This is a genomic window from Arthrobacter sp. 05T47, from assembly GCF_056395825.1.
Genome location: NZ_JBFTKG010000174.1, coordinates 1 through 1037, shown reverse-complemented (window position 1 = coordinate 1037; position 1037 = coordinate 1). Strand labels below are relative to the sequence as shown.

1 pseudogene is annotated in these 1037 nt (G+C 64.1%); it reads left to right on the top strand.

Annotated elements, in window-relative coordinates:
* Positions 1-192: pseudogene (locus tag AC1DEY_RS23680) on the top strand (hypothetical protein); the annotation flags it as partial.
* Positions 193-1037: the final 845 nt, after the last annotated feature.

Below are 1037 nucleotides of genomic sequence, written 5' to 3'. Positions count from 1 at the left end.
GACAAGACCGATGCCCAGGACCTGGGCTGCGCCGAAGGCACTGGCCTGCTCCGGGAGATCCGCCGCGCCACCGATCCGGCTGGTGTGCCCCTGCTCTGGTCTGAGGACAGATTCCTCCCCGGAAGGGTCTCCTTCGCCGTGCACAATTCGGCGTCGATCAGTTCGCTCGCCCGGCGACGGGGAATCCGCTGAGGCAGGAACGCTGATAGCCCGTGCGCCGTCCAACAACGCGGGAGGCCGCCAACGTTGAATGCTAGGCCGCGAGGCCCGGCCTCAGCTGTTCTGGGCATCGCGGCCCGGCCTTCGATATTGCGGCCGGAGGGCCGGGCCCGGGGCCGGCAGCGGCAACGGCAGCCCAGGTGCTCAACGACGCCGCCCAAACCACCATCCAGACTGCCGGACCCGTGGTGAATCCTGGCCAGTACCTGAAAATCGACAGCACCAACCGTCAGAGAGTGCAGTTGTCGTTCGGCGTGCTCAGAAGGGCGAATTCGGGGGTGTGTACAAAGTACACACTTTGGGCGTCGGATCGGGTCGTACCGGTGCCGGGCTGGCCCGTATTCCGTATGGTTCCGGGGGAGTCCAGTGTTTGTGGGGGAAGGAATTCAGTTCGAGTCCCACCTCGGGCAYAGCATTCCCCCTCGTCAGAGGGGGTTTTTGCTTTAACGTGTGTACATTCACCCTGCTGGGTCTCTCTGACGCTTGTTGCGGCTGGTGCCTGGCCGCCGCGGCAGCCTGTTCGGTTGTGTGGGTGGCGGGAGCAGAGCCCCGGCTAATGAGTCCTCCGCCTGCTGGGATCTGCGGTCATCCGGGTACCCTTTCTGACTTGTCCTGGTGGCCGTGATTGGTCTTGTACCTATTCATGCCGCGGGGTTGTGCTGGTGACATGACCGCTGGGATTTCTGGGCGATTTCTCTCCTCGATTCGCTGCTCGGGCGAATCGGGATCGTGACTGCTGTTCCTTGCCCCGGTTGCTGCTTTACCGTCGTGCAACCTCGTCGAGGTTGATGTGGGCGGCGTCGGCGGTGAGGCAGGGG